Genomic DNA, 1065 nt, shown 5'->3' with positions numbered 1-1065 from the left:
ATTGCCTTGTTTGAGACCGCCAGCAAGACGCTGGGCGATCAGCCGCAGCTGCAGGTACTGGCACAAGCCTTGCTGGCCGATGCGAACAAGAGCAAAACGACCGGCCAGTACATAGACAACCTGTTTGGCCGTCGTTTCGACTCTGAGATTGCCCATGCGCTGGTGACCTCACCGTCGCAGGCGGCAATCGATACTTCTGCGCAACTGGGCGCCAAGCTGGTGAAGGAGTTTGGCGACTGGATCCAGACACTGCTGCTGGACGAGGCCACCCAGAGCCGGCGCATCGACAAGAAGATGGCGGCATTCGCCGAGGCCATCAAGAAGGACACCCGTCCCTGGTTCAGCCGGGTGCCCAGCCTGACCGATTTTCTGGCCGAGCCGAATCTGGCCACCTTCAAGCAGATGATGACCCGGGTCGACAATGGCTTCGATGTCATCAAGGTGCCCTTCCTGGCGGTGAAGATGGCCACCCATCCCGAGCTCGGCATGGACACGGCCGACTGGAAGAGAGAGGGGGATCGCTTCTATGGCAGCGTCATTACCAAGGCGCGCTCGACCAGCACCGAGATCGCCTCTGCCAAGGACGGTTTGCTGCAAGTCGACTTGCCGGGTCGCACCACCAGTGACTACGGCACAGGTCTGCACTACCAGCCTGCCGGGGAAAAGTACGACGACTTCCTGAGCGGGCGCAGCGTGGCCGATGGCCGCATACTGACGCCGGGCAAAGAGACCACCTTCGAGCGCAACGCGCTGGACAAAGGCTTGCCCGTGGTGACCGGGGCCTCCGGTTCCACCAACATCATGGTGCACCTGAACAACTATCTGGCGGCGAAAGAGCCGGGCTACTCCCCGAGTCAGGCCTACCTCAACACCCTTGCCTTCCTGGTGTTTGATGGCGGCCACTCGGTGAACGAGAGTCTGGCGGTCTATCAGGCGTTGCAGGCGAGCGGGGATGCGCGCAAGCAGGTGCTGGAGAGCTACACCGCCAACTACCGGGATCTGGTGATGCTGGCGGGTGATGCCGGCAAGGCGGCGGTGCAGGATGCCCTCGATCGTGCCTTTGGC

The 1065-nt window shown here is 62.1% G+C and carries 1 protein-coding gene; it reads left to right on the top strand.

All coding sequences use genetic code 11. From position 1 onward, the window contains the following. Window positions 1-1065, top strand: a 1065-nt coding sequence (locus AAC083_RS00050) for a hypothetical protein (protein ID WP_219927929.1), incomplete at both ends; no start/stop codon positions are given.

The organism is Aeromonas sp. HMWF014 (assembly GCF_963878295.1).
Classification (GTDB): Bacteria; Pseudomonadota; Gammaproteobacteria; order Enterobacterales; family Aeromonadaceae; genus Aeromonas; species Aeromonas popoffii.
Note: the sequence above shows the minus strand (reverse complement) of the source record. Positions and strands in the feature narration are given on the sequence as shown.